The organism is Nonomuraea sp. NPDC049028 (genome assembly GCF_043197735.1).
Lineage (GTDB): Bacteria > Actinomycetota > Actinomycetes > Streptosporangiales > Streptosporangiaceae > Nonomuraea.
Genome location: NZ_JBICTR010000021.1, coordinates 67,322 through 80,672 on the forward strand (window position 1 = coordinate 67,322; position 13,351 = coordinate 80,672).

The 13,351-nt window shown below is 72.5% G+C and carries 13 protein-coding genes; 9 read left to right on the forward strand and 4 right to left on the reverse strand.

The genetic code is table 11. The features are described 5' to 3' along the window. Window positions 1-26 precede the first annotated feature (26 nt). Together ACGFJ2_RS54955 and ACGFJ2_RS54960 are read left to right on the forward strand one after the other, a co-directional pair. Window positions 27-602 carry a sigma-70 family RNA polymerase sigma factor gene (locus tag ACGFJ2_RS54955; RefSeq protein WP_357956953.1) on the forward strand — a complete coding sequence of 192 codons (576 nt, stop codon included), beginning with the start codon at window positions 27-29 and terminating at the stop codon, window positions 600-602. Window positions 603-614: 12 nt separating this feature from the next. Beyond that, window positions 615-1,802 (forward strand): CU044_5270 family protein, encoded by a 1,188-nt coding sequence (locus ACGFJ2_RS54960; protein ID WP_393482678.1) that lies wholly within the window; start codon window positions 615-617, stop codon window positions 1,800-1,802. Window positions 1,803-1,841: 39 nt separating this feature from the next. Here the strand turns inward: ACGFJ2_RS54960 and ACGFJ2_RS54965 are convergent, their stop codons facing one another. Then, window positions 1,842-4,745: a poly(A) polymerase gene (locus ACGFJ2_RS54965; RefSeq protein WP_393482835.1), complete on the reverse strand. Its 2,904-nt coding sequence runs from the start codon at window positions 4,743-4,745 to the stop codon at window positions 1,842-1,844. After that, window positions 4,745-6,502 (reverse strand): RNA ligase family protein, encoded by a 1,758-nt coding sequence (locus ACGFJ2_RS54970; protein WP_393482681.1) that lies wholly within the window; start codon window positions 6,500-6,502, stop codon window positions 4,745-4,747. The genes ACGFJ2_RS54965 and ACGFJ2_RS54970 overlap by 1 nt, the downstream gene beginning before the upstream one ends. Window positions 6,503-6,648: 146 nt before the next feature. On the opposite strand from ACGFJ2_RS54970, the gene ACGFJ2_RS54975 reads away from it, so the two are divergent. Next, window positions 6,649-7,194, forward strand: a complete 546-nt coding sequence (locus tag ACGFJ2_RS54975; protein WP_393482684.1) for a dihydrofolate reductase family protein — start codon at window positions 6,649-6,651, stop codon at window positions 7,192-7,194. Between the two features lies 1 nt (window position 7,195). Continuing rightward, window positions 7,196-7,594, forward strand: a complete 399-nt coding sequence (locus ACGFJ2_RS54980) for a hypothetical protein (RefSeq protein ID WP_357956945.1) — start codon at window positions 7,196-7,198, stop codon at window positions 7,592-7,594. Here the strand turns inward: ACGFJ2_RS54980 and ACGFJ2_RS54985 are convergent. Continuing rightward, window positions 7,578-8,261 carry a GNAT family N-acetyltransferase gene (locus ACGFJ2_RS54985; RefSeq protein ID WP_393482838.1) on the reverse strand — a complete coding sequence of 228 codons (684 nt, stop codon included), beginning with the start codon at window positions 8,259-8,261 and terminating at the stop codon, window positions 7,578-7,580. The two genes, ACGFJ2_RS54980 and ACGFJ2_RS54985, sit on opposite strands and share 17 nt — an antisense overlap. A gap of 119 nt (window positions 8,262-8,380) precedes the next feature. Here ACGFJ2_RS54985 and ACGFJ2_RS54990 point away from each other — a divergent pair, with 119 nt between their 5' ends. Continuing rightward, entirely contained in the window at window positions 8,381-8,962 is a 582-nt protein-coding gene (locus ACGFJ2_RS54990) for a TetR family transcriptional regulator (protein ID WP_358201907.1), read from the forward strand. A 27-nt stretch (window positions 8,963-8,989) separates the two neighbouring features. Here the strand turns inward: ACGFJ2_RS54990 and ACGFJ2_RS54995 are convergent, their stop codons facing one another. Next, window positions 8,990-9,445 carry a pyridoxamine 5'-phosphate oxidase family protein gene (locus ACGFJ2_RS54995; RefSeq protein ID WP_393482688.1) on the reverse strand — a complete coding sequence of 152 codons (456 nt, stop codon included), beginning with the start codon at window positions 9,443-9,445 and terminating at the stop codon, window positions 8,990-8,992. Between the two features lie 145 nt (window positions 9,446-9,590). Here ACGFJ2_RS54995 and ACGFJ2_RS55000 point away from each other — a divergent pair, with 145 nt between their 5' ends. The 4 genes from ACGFJ2_RS55000 (at window position 9,591) to ACGFJ2_RS55015 (ending at window position 13,308) form a co-directional block, all read left to right on the forward strand. Further along, window positions 9,591-9,929, forward strand: coding sequence for a YciI family protein (locus ACGFJ2_RS55000; protein WP_357956939.1), 339 nt, complete (start codon window positions 9,591-9,593; stop codon window positions 9,927-9,929). Then, a complete protein-coding gene (locus ACGFJ2_RS55005) occupies window positions 9,926-11,200 on the forward strand; it encodes an RNA polymerase sigma factor (protein WP_393482691.1) in 1,275 nt (424 codons plus the stop codon). Before ACGFJ2_RS55000 ends, ACGFJ2_RS55005 begins: the two co-directional genes overlap by 4 nt. Before the next feature lie 77 nt (window positions 11,201-11,277). Next, entirely contained in the window at window positions 11,278-12,075 is a 798-nt protein-coding gene (locus tag ACGFJ2_RS55010; protein WP_393482694.1) for an alpha/beta fold hydrolase, read from the forward strand. A 174-nt stretch (window positions 12,076-12,249) separates the two neighbouring features. Continuing rightward, window positions 12,250-13,308: a winged helix DNA-binding domain-containing protein gene (locus ACGFJ2_RS55015; RefSeq protein ID WP_393482697.1), complete on the forward strand. Its 1,059-nt coding sequence runs from the start codon at window positions 12,250-12,252 to the stop codon at window positions 13,306-13,308. Window positions 13,309-13,351: the final 43 nt, after the last annotated feature.

The window sequence follows — 13,351 nt, forward strand, 5'->3', positions numbered from 1 at the left end:
GGGAGCGGCCGGAGGGACTACTGGGTGTGGACGATCCTCAAGAACGATTCACCGACCTCTACGACCGGCACTACCGGAGCGTGCTCGGCTACGCGCTGCTGCGCGCCGAGCGTGATGCGGCCGAGGACGTCTCCAGTGAGACGTTCCTCGTCGCCTGGCGGCGGCTGGACGACCTGCCCGAGCCGCCGCTGCCGTGGCTGCTCGGCGTGGCGCGCAACCTGCTGGCCAAGCAGCGCGACTCACGCCACCGCCGGCAGGCTCTGGTCGACCGGATCACGGCGCTGACCACCTCGCGCGACCATGTCGGCTGGGACGTGGCCGACCACGTCATCGACAGGGAGAGCGCGCTGGCCGCGCTGTCGGCCCTGCCGGAGCAGGACGTGGAGGCGATGGTGTTCGCCACCTGGTACGGCCTGCCGCCCGAGCAGGCGGCCGCGGTCATGGGCTGTTCGGTCCGGACGTACAACGTGCGGCTCCATCGCGCGCGCAAACGGCTCGCCACCGCGCTGCGCCTGGAGCCGGGCGGCACGCGCCCGCAAGGCCGTACGACCTCTGCGACCCGTACGGCCGGTGGCCGGTTCCAAGAGCACCCAGAGACCTGATCGGAGAATGATATGACCGACCGCTTGTTCGCCCAGCTCAAGCCGATGGAGCTGGACGAGATGACAGAAGAGGCCCACCGGCGGCGCCGCGCGGCCGACCTGGCCGCCGCCTTCCGGACGCCCCGCTCCGCGCGCCCGTCCCGGCGCCGGATCCGGGCCCCGTTCCTGCTGGTCGCGGGCACGGCCGCGGCCGGAGTGGCCGCGGCGGCCGTGATCGTCGTGACCGGCTCAAGCACCGCGCCCCCGACCGCCACCACGTCTCCCACCCTGCCGCGCACCGCGCGGACCGCGATCGCGGACAAACCGGTGGACGCCCGCACGTTCCTGCTCGCGGCGGCCGCGACCGCGGTGCGTGAGCCGGCCACGTCCGGCCGCTACTGGTACCTCCGCGAGCGCACCTTCGCGAAGGTGCACGTCGTGCCGGGCGATTACCTGACCCAGGTCAAGGCCCTGCTGGCCGAGCAGCAGCGGAAGGAGAAAGAGCTCAAGGACAAGCCGGGCGAGCTCGCCGCCCTGCGCAAGGAGATCACCGGGAAGATCACTGAGCTCAAGCAGTCCGAGCTTCCGTACCTGGCGTTCACCACCGACACACAGGACACCTGGCGCGCGATGAAGCCGGGCGCGGCCAGCCGCTTCGTACGAGACCCGGACGTGAGCGTCACCTTCGGCTCCCCGCAGGACGAGGCCGACTGGAAGGCCGCCGGCTCACCCGCCCTGACGGAGAAGCGGCCCACCACTCGCGACGACAGCAGCGAGCGGATCCTGTCGATCGACAACCCGACTCTGACGATCCAGAACATCGCGCGGCTGCCCACCGACGAGAACGCGTTGCGGCGCCGCCTGGACACCCTGTTCAAGCAGAGCCCCAACAGCGCCCGGCTCGACAGAGGCGTCTACCTGTGGCAGACGGGCGTGGACCTGATGACCGCGCCGATCACGCCCGGCACCCGCTCCGCCCTGTTCAAGGTGCTGGCCGGCCAGGACGGCATCACCTCGCGGGGCCGGGTCACCGACGCGGTGGGGCGTACCGGGGTCGCCCTGTCGACGGCGGGGGACGACGGGGTGGAGTTCCGGATGATCATCAATGAGGACACCGCCGAGCTGCTGCAGTACGAGGTCGTGGAGAAGGGGCAGCCGCTCCTGCGGGTGGCGCTGGAGCGGATGGGCTGGGCCGACCGCCTGGGGGACGTCCCGGCCTGACGCGAGTGTCGAGGCCCGCATGGGGGCAGATGCGGGCCTCTAGCTCAGGGTCGGTACGGCGCCGCCCTCGGCCCGTTCGACCGTGACGCCGGACATGTGCCTGGCCCATCGGCCGGTGATCTCGCCGAGCTGGGTGGCCTGCGGAGGCGTGTGACCCAGGCCGATCGCGTAGCGGGCCTGTCGGGGGCCGCGCTCGAACGGGCGCGGCCAGGCGTGTACGTCCGGCACCCCGGCCTCTTCCAGGCAGGTCAGCAACTCCAGCATGCGCCCTCTGACGCGGCCGAGCGCCGCGTCGAGCTCCTCGGAGCGTACGGTCAGCACCGCCCAGGCCGCGTGACGGCGGTGAAGGGGCGGTGGGGCGGGCAACTCCGTGAACCGGCCGCTCTCTGTGAGCTCCCATGCCTGGTAGAGCTCCCGGGTGAGCAGGTCCAGGCCGCCGGAGGTGACGTGGCGGGCGCAGTTGCGTACGGGAGCGCTGGGCGTCATCACCGTCATCGTGGTGGGGGTCGGTGGGTTGGCGGCGGGGGTGAGGGTGACCGGTTCGTGCCAGTCCCAGGCGGCCCACGTGCTGAAGAAATGACGTAGGAGGTCGGTGTCGGATCCGTCCGCGACATCGAGGACGGTGCGGGCGGCCAGCACCGTCCAAGCCAGACCGGGCAAGCCACCGAACGGGGCCGCGTCCAGGCCCTTCGCCCGAGCCCACGCCTTCACCCGGCGGGCGAGGCGGGCGAAACGCTCGTGCGCGGCGCCCACCGCGGCGCGGATCGCGTCCGCGTCGCTGACGGCGCTCAGGGCGATGGCCGCCGCCTCACCCAGTTCGGCGCGGCGGGACACCAGCTGCGCCGGAGGGAGCTGGCCGGTTGCCACCACGATCAGGTCGACGTCCAGGCCGGACACTCGCAGGCGCAGGCCCGGCACCCGTGCGCCGACCACCTGCCGCAGCCGGACGGCCTCAGGCAGCGCCGCCCGCACCCGCGCCGCCACGTCCAGGCCGGGCTCTTCCCCGTCGGGGAGTGCCGCCACCAGGTCCAAGTCGGCTGCGGGGAGCGCGCAGCCCATACGTCGGGAGCCCGCGACGTGGACGATCCCGGAGCGCAGCGCCTCCGCCAGTCGGCGAGTGACGCGATCGGCCAGGCCGTCCAGGTCCGGAACAGGCTCGGGGTCGAGCGCGGACGGGGCGGAGGTGGGCTCGGGTACGAGTTGGGGCGCGGCAGCAGCAGGCTCGGGCGAGGTGGGTTCGGGTACCAGCGCGGGCGCGGCGGCAGTGCGCTCGGGGACGGTGGGTTCGGGCAGCCAGCGGAATTCGCCCGTACCCAGGGTGATCACCGCGCGCGGGCGCATGGGTTCGTCCCCGCGCCGCGACAGCAGCACGACGGCCCCGACGCGGGCGGTCATCGCGTCGAGCCGGATGCCCGCATGGTCGGGCGCGTTCACGCGGCCCAGGGTCAGGTGCGGTGTGAAGCCCTCCGCGCGGCCCACGCAGCGGGGGAAGCGCTGGTGGAGGACCTGGCGCAGGCGGGCCCATGGGGCGGGGTCGGCGGCGGCCGGGTCGAGCCAGACGGTCGCGTCCTGGCGGTGCCGGAAGGAGCGGATCCCCTCCAGCCGTACCGCGAACGGCTGGACCTCAGCGGCCGCCTCGGCCAGCAGCGGCGCCGCCGCGTCGAAGGCCGGCTCCGGTACGAACCCGAAGAGCAGGTTGACGTGCGGCGGCCACCGGTGCACCTGCGGATCGTGCGTCCGGCGCACCGCCTGGATGGGTGCCCACAGCTCTTCCGGCGGAATCCAGGCCACCGCCGTACGCGCGGTCGGCGCCATGTCCAGCACCCCGGCGGGCGCGCTGCCCGTGACGTCAAGGACGGCCTCCACCCCGTAGTGGTCGGAGACGTACAGCCCACCGGGATCGGGGCTGTCTCCGCGCAGGACGGCCGCGACGGTCCGGGAGCGGCCGCGCACCAGCACGCGGTCCAGCCGGGCGGCCCGCCCCGACAGCGAGGACAGCGCCGCCAGCGGGTTGGCGCGCGGGTCGAAGGTGGGCGTGTCGTCGCCGGACCCGTACGCCTCCCTCCAGGCGTCGCGCAGCCCCAGCGCCGACGCGGAAACGTCCGTGCCGTCGTTGAAATCGCCCATCAGGACCAGGTCACCCTCTACGCCGGCCAGCCCTTCGGCGATCCGGGCGAGCTCGGCCCGCCGCCGCGCCGCGCCGTCGGCGGTGTGGTCGCTGGTCAGATGGGTGGTGGCGACGACGAGCGGGCCGGCGGCCGTCTCGGTCGCGAGGGCGGCGACCGCCTTGTGCGGGCCGAGCCGGTGCCAGGCCGCCTCCCGTACGGGCAGCCGGCTGAGCAGCAGCAGCCCGCTGTCGGCGACGTCCTCGCCGCCCGGGTCGGTGCCGACGGTGTAGCGGGCCCGCACCCACGGGGCGGCCAGCAGGAGCGACAGCAGCGCGGGCTCGACTTCCTGCAGCGCGATGACGTCGGCGTCGGCCGCTTCCAGCGCCGCCAGCAGCAGGGGACGGCGCCGCGCGGTGTCGATGCGGTCGCTGTCGTAGCGGTCCCACAGGGTGTTCCAGGTCAGGACGCGCACGGCCGCACCTGTGGACGCCCGCGCCGCTTCCTGCCCCGAGCCGGGCCGCCAGCCGGCGGCCGAGTCCCAGGTGTGCGGGGTTCTGGCGCTGAAGACGGGCGCGCGCAGGCGGCGCGGGGCGCGTACCCGGCCCGCGTCGCAGGTGTCGATCCGGTCCAGTCCGGTGGCGCGGTCCCAGATCAGCTCGCCGTCCGCCTCGACGAACAGCACCCGGTGCCACGGGACGTCGCCGCCGGGTACGAAAGTGGGCAGCGGGATGCGCTTGGGGGCGGCGTCCCGCTGGCCGACGCCGAGCACGAAACGCGAGGGGTCGAAGCGGCGGTCCCAGCGGACCCAGTGGTAGATCTCCTCGCTGGTACGCATCACGCCTCTTCCCCTTCCAAGGCGCCGTCCACGTCGTCGACGGTCCCGGACGCTCCGACGTACCAGGTGTGATGGGCCTGACCTGGATACGGCGGGACGTACCGGCGCACCTGATCGTCCAGCACGTGCGGCGGCACCGGATGGGCGCGGCGGGCGTTGCGCCGGTGCAGTTCGTCCGCCTCCACCAGCGCGACCACGTGCGTCGTCAGCGCGGCGCGGCGGCGCGCCACGGCGTGGACCAGGGAACGCTGGTGCTGATTGAGCGAGGTGGCGTCCCATATCACGGTGCCACCGGCCGCCAGGGCGGCATCGAGGCGGTCCAGCCCCTCGCCGAGCACTTCCCGGTTGGCCCGCTGGTTCGCCCGCGAGCCTCTGGCGGCACGCAGATCGTCCAGCGACAGGTACGCGGCCTCGTCGACCTCCCGCAACCCGGCTGTCTTCGTCAGACCGGCCGCGAACGTGCTCTTACCGCTGCCTGACGGTCCGACCAGATGTACCAGCCGGGGGAACCGCCCCGACCGCCACCGCCAGGTCGCCGCCACGGCCTCCTCAACCGTGGTGACCTTTCCCCTGGCCCAGGCGTCGCGCGCCTCCGCCCAGCAGCGCTCGGCCGCCTCCCCGCCGAGGCCGGCCAACGCCTCGCGCAGACCGGCCCGCAACGGCTCCAGCGGATCGGGCCCGAGCAGCCCGGCGTCCTCGGCGTACAGGGCCGACCATTCGACCTGCTCACGTTCATGGTCGGCCTCATCGTCCACGCGCGCCGCCGCCACGGCGTGCAGCACCCCCAGATCGGCGGCCAACGCCATGCGTCCCAGCCCGGCCCGCCGCTCCTCGTCCGGGTACGGCCGGCCCAGCGTGCCGTGCAGCCCGGTCAGATCCGCGACCCGCCGTGCCAGCCGCATGCCCAGCGGCCTGGCCAGCCGGGCCGCCAACCGGGCCCGCGGTACGGAGTGCAGCACCGTGGCCAGCACGCCCGCCAGCCGGGCGTCCCCGGACCGGCCGATCGCGTCCAGCCGAGCCGACACCTCGGCCACCGCCTCCGGGGCGATGTGCCCTGCTTCGGCTGGGGCGAGGTCCACCGCGGCCAGCAGCGCGCCCACCTCGCAGTCCGCGCCCGAGCGCACCGACCACAGGGCCGCACCCGGGCCAAGGGTGTTGGGTACGACGGTCGCGTGCATCCAGTGCGTACCGGTCTGGACGTGCCCCCGGCGCACCCACTTGGCCACCCGCCCCGCGAACTCCGCCCGCCCGAATCCTTCGACGGCCCGCACCACGTAGCCCTCCTGCCGCTCCGGGTTCAGCCGCAGCCCCCGCAGCGCCCGCTCGTCGAAGGCGCCGCGCCACAGCACCGGCGGGACCGGAATCCCCAGGCCGCGCAGGAAGGCGACCGTGCGGTCCCAGTCCAGGCAGCGGTCGTCGTCCCAGACCGAGAAGCCGTAGAACCAGCTGTCCAGCTCCTGGTAGGCGATGGAGTGCCGGGCGTACATGTTCTCCCCGCACACCCGCCGGCCCGCCGGGATCCGGCCACCGATCCGCCCTTGCAGGGCCTTGACCCACGCCCGGGAGGGATGGTGGGCCGAGTCCAGCGACCGGGCGTGCATCCCGTCCGTATAGAGGGTGGTGTTCTCGCCGTCGAGCTTCTCCGTGACCACGACCTCGCGCCCGCGCAGCCCGGACAGGTCTCCCACGCGAACGTCGTCCGGCGTCACCCCAGGCGACCAGGGCAAATGAGGAGTGCGCGGATAGTGCGCGCGCATGATCCCTCCCCCTGACAGCTGTGGATCACTGTACAAGCGGCAAGAAAGCGCCTCCATCGAATAAACGCCTGCCGACCATTGCAGGATTCTTGACAATTATATTTTTCGGTGGGAGGCTGAGGACACCTCGGACAAGGAGCACAGCGATGAGAAAGATCGTGGCGGGCCTGTTCATCTCCCTGGACGGCGTCGTGGAGTCCCCGGAGAAGTGGCATTTCCCCTACTTCAACGATGAGATGGGGGAGATCGTCGGCTCGCAGATGGAGCAGTCCGACGCCATGCTCCTGGGACGGCAGACCTATCAGGAGTTCGCCGCCCACTGGCCGCACCAGGACCCGGCCGACAACCCGTTCGCCGACCGCATGAACAACACGCCCAAATACGTCGTGACCAACACCCTCGACACCGCCGAGTGGCAGAACACGACGATCATCAAGGGTGACGTCGTGGCCGGTCTGACCGAGCTCAAGGAGCGGCCCGGCAAGGACATCGGCATCACCGGCAGCGCAGCCCTGGTCCGGTCGCTGCTGGCCGACGGCCTGCTCGACGAGCTGCGCCTGCTGGTCCACCCGATCGTGGTCGGCTCCGGCAAGCGCCTGTTCGAGGAGGGCACCGGGCAGCTCCCGCTCCAGCTGGCCGACTCCCGGACGCTCAGCACCGGCGTCCTCTCCCTCACCTACGGCAGGGCGTGACATGGCTACCAAGACCGTCGCCGACAAGCTGCTCGTCAAGCCGCGGACCGCCGTCTGGATCTCCGACGACGAGCACCGCCCGCTCGTCGAGCCGCTGCCCGAGGGCGCGCGGCACGTCGACGACCTGGGCGAGGCGGGCGTGGCGGTGCTGTTCGCCGCCGACGCCGCCGCGGTCCGCCGGCTCCTCGACGAGCACCGCGATCGACTGGCTCGGCCCGCGGCCCTGTGGGTGGCCTACCCGAAGGGCAACAAGGCCGACATCAACCGCGACACGCTCTGGCCCATCGTCGCCGAGTACGACCTGCGGCCGAACGGGCAGGTGGCCGTGGACGAGGTCTGGTCGGCGCTGCGCTTCCGTCCGCTCAAGGAAGGCGAGCCGCCTTTCACCGGTGGCCGGTAGCCCCAGGGGGCCAGGAGGCCCACTCGGGAGTGCCGGTCGGCTCAGAGATGCCGGTCGGCGCGGGGGGCAGGCGCATCAGCAGGCCGTCGCAGCGGCAGGGCGAGCCGCACCGGTGGCAGTGGCAGTCGCCCACCACCGAGGCCTGTTCCCAGTATCGGCGGACGGTGGTCACCGGCTCCCAGCCGGCCGCCTTCAACACCCCGTCGGCGCGCCCGGGCCGGTCGCGTAGCCACACCATCGCGTACGCCTCGGTGCACCGCTCCCTCAGCCAGGCCGTGCGCTGGAGGGCGAGGGCGGTGCCGAGGCCACGACGGCGCACCGACGGCACCACGGCCATGGTGCTCAGGATGCCGACCCGGCGGCCGTCGGCGGACGGCGGCGCGGCGGAGAGGATCCCTTGTGGCATCGGGGCGATGAACGCGCGATATTCCTCATCGTCGATCACCTGGGCCAGGGCCGCTCCCACCGGCGTCATCGACCCCTGCGGGAAGGCCGCCAGGAACTGCACCCTCTCGTCATCGCGCATGTGCCGCAGGAGCCGGTCGACGGTGAGCACGCCGTGGCCGAGAGCGGCGTTGACGACGGCGGCGGCCGCCGCGACCCCCCGCTCGTCCCCGAGATGAAGCCGGGCGATGAACCAGCCGGGCGGCGTGGTGGGCGAATGCATGCGAGTCACGGTCCTCGTTATATCTGGGTACCGTTCTCGAATTCAGGTGAACGAAATTCACGTATCTCCAGCTTAGTACTATGATCGGAGTGGTTTGAATTCCGATCCAGGAGATACGCATGCGGCAGAACCCGGCACGACGGGCGGCGCTCCTTGACGCCGCCATCGAGGTACTGGCCCGCGAAGGGGCGCGCGGGCTGACCTTCCGTGCCGTCGACGTCGAGGCGCGGGTACCCAACGGCACGGCCTCCAACTACTTCGACAACCGCGATGACCTGCTCACCCAGGTCGGTCACCGCTTCTACGAACGGCTGGAGCCCGAGGCCACGATGGTGGCCGCCGCGCTGGAGGGACCGCGCGACCGCGACCGGGTCACCGAGCTCATGCACGACCTGGTGGACCGGATCAGCCAGTTCCGCTCCGGCTACCTGGCCCTGCTCGAACTCCGCCTGGAGGCCACTCGCCGCCCCGAGCTGCGCCGCCTGCTCACCGAACGCATCCGCGCCGACGTCGACGCCAACATCACCGCCCACACGGAGTCCGGCCTGCCCGGCGACGCGACCACCGTGGTCCTGCTCTACCTGGCCCTGAACTGGCTGATCCTCGAACGGCTCACGCTGCCCGACGTCTTTCCCGAGAGCCAGATCCACGACCTGGTCACCGACGTGGTCGAACGCGTCCTGCCCGGCCCGGGACGTTAGCCACTGGTTCCAGGCCCAGGCGGCGCGTCAGCCGAGCCAGTGTCCGTCACGCATGAGGTCGCGGCCCTCCAGCTCGTCGGCCTCGCGCCAGGCCTGCAGCCGCTGGGGCTGGATCCGGAAATAGAGGTAGGGGCTGCTGAGCCGGCGCGGGTCGAAGCCGGTCTTGGCGGCGAAGGCGTCACCGAGCTGGTCGGAGAGCTCGCCGGCCGGGACCGTCTGGACGCTTCCCTCGATGAGGACCACATCGCGGGTCGGGCCGATGCCCAGACGGACCTTGCCGGTGGCCTGAAGGTTACGGCTGGTGGGGCTGGCGGCCGGGGTGGAGATGAGCAGGGTGGCGCCGTCCCAGAGGAAGGACAGCGGCACCATGTAGGGCGTCCCGCCTTCGCCATCGGCCGTGGCCACCCAGGCGTCGACGTCCTGGGCGAGCCGGTCGAGGGTGTCCTGCTTGCGCTGATGCAGGGTACGGGGCGAGTCGCTCATCGGAAGTGGGTCCCTTCATGCTCCAGATCGATGCTTGACCCTACAGAACCACCCGACAGCCGCTTCTCCGCGCTGCCCACAGGGGCGACCCTGGCAGACTGAGATGGGCCGGAATCCCGCCATCCCACCATCCCGAGGAGGACCGGTGCGTTACGTGTTGATGTTGTGCAGCGACGTGTCCGACGAGACGGTCGCCGGGCAGGATCCGGACATGGTCGGCTGCGGCGGCTGGACCGAGGACATGGAGCGCCGCGGGATCCTGCGGGGTGCGATGGGGCTGCGGCCCAGCAGTGACGCGACGACGTTGCGCGTACGCCGTGAGGAGGTCCTGCTGACCGACGGGCCGTTCGCCGAGACGAAGGACCAGATCGGCGGGTTCAGCGTGATCGACTGCGCCGACCTCGACGAGGCCATCGAGCTGGCCGCCGCCCATCCGTGGGCGCGCGTCGGACAGATCGAGATCCGGCCGGTCTGGCAACCGTGACAGGCACAGATCGCGACCAGGCCATTCTGGCGACCGTGACGGACCAGGTCACCGCGGCGGTCGCGACCGCGTTCCGCCAGGAGTGGGGGCAGGTCGTCGCCACGCTCATCCGGATGACCGGCGACTGGGACCTGGCCGAGGAGTGCGCGCAGGACGCCTTCGCCGCGGCGCTCGAACGGTGGCCGCGCGACGGAGTGCCGCGGCGGCCGGGCGCGTGGCTGACCACGACGGCCCGCAACCGCGCGCTCGACCGGCTGCGCCGCGACGCCGTGGGGGCCGAGAAGCTGCGGCAGCTGGCCCTGCTCGACGCCCGGGATGGTGAGGGGAATGGCGACGAGAGCGGGGTAGGTGATGACCGGCTGCGGTTGATGTTCACCTGCTGCCATCCCGCGCTCGCCCTGGAGGCGCAGGTGGCGCTGACCCTGCGTACGCTGGCGGGGCTGACGACGGCCGAGATCGCGCGGGCGTTCCTGGTCACGGAGCAGACGATGTCCAGGCGCCTGGTCAGGGCCAAGTCGAAGATCCGCAACGCGGGCATTCCCTACCGGGTGCCGCCCACTCACCTGCTGCCCGAGCGCACGACGGCTGTGCTGGGCGTGGTGTACCTGCTGTTCAACGAGGGATATTCGGCCAGCGCGGGCGCCGATCTGGTGCGGCGCAATCTGTGCGGCGAGGCCATCCGCCTGGCCAGGGTGCTGGCGCGGCTGATGCCCGGGGAGCCGGAAATACGCGGGCTGCTGGCGCTGATGCTGCTGCACGACGCCCGGCGGGCCACCCGGGTGGACGCCGCCGGTGTGCTGGTGACCCTCGAGCACCAGGACCGCGGCCGCTGGGACACCGGCGAGATCGCGGAGGGCGCCGAGATCCTGGAGCGGGCGCTGCTCGAGGGCCGTCCCGGCGCGTACCAGGTGCAGGCGGCCATCGCGGCCTGCCACGCCACCGCGGCCAAGGCCGCCGACACCGACTGGGCGCAGATCGTCGCCCTGTACGACCGGCTCGCCCTACTTGTCCCCTCCCCGGTGGTACGCCTGAACCGGGCGGTGGCCGTGGGCATGGCCGATGGCCCCCTGGCCGGGCTGGCGCTGGTGGACGGCTTGGCGGAGTCGGGCGAGCTGGACGGCTACCACCTGCTGCCGGCGACGCGCGCCGACCTGCTGCGACGTCTGGGACGCGACGGCGAGGCGGCCGACGCCTACCGGCAGGCGCTCGACCTGGCCGCCAACGACTCCGAACGCCGCTACCTGGCCGGACGGCTGGCCGAGGTCAGCTGAGGGAGGGCGGGTGTCGGTTCCGGCTTGTCCCGTTCGTCGGTGAGGCGAGATGACCGGCAAGGGAAAGAAGGAGTCTCATGCACACCGTGCTCTCAGCCGACGGCACTCGCATCGCGTACGACCGGTCGGGCAGTGGCCCGGCGTTTGTCTATGTGACCGGCGCGCTCTGCGACCGCTCGACGGGTGCGCCGCTGGCCGCGCTGCTGGCGCCGTACTTCACCGTTTTCACCTATGACCGGCGCAGGCGGGGAGACAGTGGCGACACGGCGCCGTACCAGGTCGACCGCGAGGTGGAGGACCTGGCGGCGGTCATCGCCGAGGCCGGTGGGGCCGCGGCGGTGTACGGCATGTCCTCGGGGGCGGCGCTGGCGCTGCGGGCGGCCGCCCAGGGGGTGGCGATCACCAGGCTGGCGCTGTTCGAGCCGCCCTACAGTCCCGACGAGGCGGACCGGCCGGCGCGGGCCCGTGCCTACGAGGCCGAGCTGACCGAGCTGCTGAGCGCGGGGCGGCGTGGGGAGGCGGTCGCGCTGTTCATGACCACGGTGGGGCTGCCGGCGGAGCTGATCGGCCGGATGCGGGGCGCGCCGATGTGGCCCGCGCTGGAGGCGCTGGCGCCCACCCTCGCCTACGACGCGGCCGTGATGGGCAACGGCTCCACGGGCGGCGCGTTGCCCACCGAGCTGGCGGCCAAGGTGGGCGTGCCCGTCCTGGTGGCCGACGGCGGGGCCGGTCCGGCGTGGATGCGCGACATGGCGCGGCGCCTGGCCGCCGCGCTTCCGGAGGGGCGGCACCGCACGCTGGAGGGTCAGACGCACGATGTGGATCCGCAGGTGCTCGCCCCGGTGCTGCGGGAGTTCCTCAGCGATCCCACCTGACGGCTGCCCGCCGGGCAGCAGGCGCGTGGGCAGCAGCACGTCGGCGCGTAGGTAGCAGGCAGGTCGGCGCGTCGACCTCGACAGGGCTCATCGTGGCAGGGCTGACCATCGATCCAGTACCGGCCCACCATATGATCGCCTGATGCCCAAGGACCTGCTGGACGGGACGGCCCGATGATCACTGCCAGGGAGCTCAACCGGGCCACGCTGGCCAGGCAACTCCTGCTCCAGCGGCACGCGATGCCGGCGATACAGGCGGTGGAGCACCTGGTCGGCCTGCAGGCGCAGGCGCCGTTCCCGCCGTACTTCGGGCTCTGGTCACGCCTGGCGGGGTTCCGGCCGGAGGAGCTGGCGGGGCTGCTGACCGGGCGTAAGGCGGTGCGGATCGTGCTCATGCGCGGCACCGTCCACCTGGTCAGCGCCGCCGACTGCCTGACGTTACGGCCGCTGACGCAGCCGCCGCTCACGAAATACCTGCACAGCGCGTACGGCCGGCAGCTGGCGGATCTGGACCTGGCGGCGGTCGTCGAGGCGGGCCGCGAGGCGCTGACCGGCGCACCCCTCACCGCGGCCAAGCTCGGAACCCTGCTGGCCGGGCGCTTCCCCGGCACGAACGCCGCCGACCTGGCGCAGGTCATGCGCCTCCTGGCGCCGCTGGTCCAGGTACCGCCCAGGGCGGTGTGGGGCAAGGCCGGGCAGACCGCGTACGCGACGGCCGAGTCGTGGCTGGGCCGCGAGCTGCATCCCTCGCCGTCGCTGGAGGAGCTGGTCGTGCGCTACCTGGCCGCGTTCGGGCCCGCGACCGTGGCCGACGTACAGGCGTGGTCGGGGTTGACAGGGCTGCGCGAGGTGGTCGAACGGCTGCGTCCACGACTTGTCGAGCTGGACAAGGGGCTGTTCGACCTGCCGGACGCGCCCCGGCCGGGCCCGGAGGTGGAGGCGCCGGTGCGGCTGCTGGCGCCGTTCGACAACGTGCTGCTCAGCCATGCCGACCGCACGCGGATCATCTCCGACGAACATCGCAAGCGCGTCATCACCGTCAACGGGCAGGTGCTCGGGACGGTTCTCGTCGACGGGTTCGTGCGAGGGGTGTGGAAACGGGACAAGCGGGTGGTGAGCGTCGAGATGTTCGCGCCGGTCTCGCCGGGGCAGGCCCAGGAGATCCGGGAGGAGGCGGCCGGGCTGCTCGCCTTCGCCGAACCGGGCCAGGCCGGCGAGGTCAGAGGGATCTGATGGCGGTTTTCCGTAAGGGATGATGAGGGTTTCCGCGATGTGC

Excerpts from the sequence above, each read along its gene's own strand:
- ACGFJ2_RS54960 (WP_393482678.1), top strand. The coding sequence starts at position 615 with ATGACCGACCGCTTGTTCGCCCAGCTCAAGCCGATGGAGCTGGACGAG.
- ACGFJ2_RS54965 (WP_393482835.1), bottom strand. The coding sequence starts at position 4,745 with ATGCGTACCAGCGAGGAGATCTACCACTGGGTCCGCTGGGACCGCCGC.
- ACGFJ2_RS54970 (WP_393482681.1), bottom strand. The coding sequence starts at position 6,502 with ATGCGCGCGCACTATCCGCGCACTCCTCATTTGCCCTGGTCGCCTGGG.
- ACGFJ2_RS54975 (WP_393482684.1), top strand. The coding sequence starts at position 6,649 with ATGAGAAAGATCGTGGCGGGCCTGTTCATCTCCCTGGACGGCGTCGTG.
- ACGFJ2_RS54980 (WP_357956945.1), top strand. The coding sequence starts at position 7,196 with ATGGCTACCAAGACCGTCGCCGACAAGCTGCTCGTCAAGCCGCGGACC.
- ACGFJ2_RS54985 (WP_393482838.1), bottom strand. The coding sequence starts at position 8,261 with ATGCATTCGCCCACCACGCCGCCCGGCTGGTTCATCGCCCGGCTTCAT.
- ACGFJ2_RS54990 (WP_358201907.1), top strand. The coding sequence starts at position 8,381 with ATGCGGCAGAACCCGGCACGACGGGCGGCGCTCCTTGACGCCGCCATC.
- ACGFJ2_RS54995 (WP_393482688.1), bottom strand. The coding sequence starts at position 9,445 with ATGAGCGACTCGCCCCGTACCCTGCATCAGCGCAAGCAGGACACCCTC.
- ACGFJ2_RS55010 (WP_393482694.1), top strand. The coding sequence starts at position 11,278 with ATGCACACCGTGCTCTCAGCCGACGGCACTCGCATCGCGTACGACCGG.
- ACGFJ2_RS55015 (WP_393482697.1), top strand. The coding sequence starts at position 12,250 with ATGATCACTGCCAGGGAGCTCAACCGGGCCACGCTGGCCAGGCAACTC.